The following is a 290-nucleotide window of genomic DNA, read 5'->3' as shown; positions in this document are numbered from 1 at the left end:
GTCTTGGTTCATCACAATAAAAGTAAAACTTGTTATCACTGTTGGGAAACAAATCTTTAATAAAAATTCAATATGATAGATATCAGAGATTAGATTGTTAATCGTGATTTAAGATGTTCCTGGTATTGGGATAATATTTGCTACGATTCGTAAAGATTCTTTTTGATTATTAATAAGTAATTTAAGAGAACAACGTGTAGTTAGGATTTTAAAGAGTTCATCAATAAATGTAATGAGTACATGAAGTTGAGTTTCAGGTGTCTCTTCATTGATTAACCACAATCCTCTAT

At 28.6% G+C, this 290-nt stretch carries 1 pseudogene; it reads right to left on the bottom strand.

The window, feature by feature from the left end:
* A pseudogene (locus tag ACSG5Z_RS31500) lies at positions 1–290 on the bottom strand (hypothetical protein); the annotation flags it as partial.

Source organism: Bacillus pretiosus (assembly GCF_051294775.1).
Lineage (GTDB): Bacteria > Bacillota > Bacilli > Bacillales > Bacillaceae_G > Bacillus_A > Bacillus_A wiedmannii.
The sequence above is the reverse complement of the archived record's forward strand: the minus strand, read 5'-3'. Positions and strand labels throughout refer to the sequence as shown.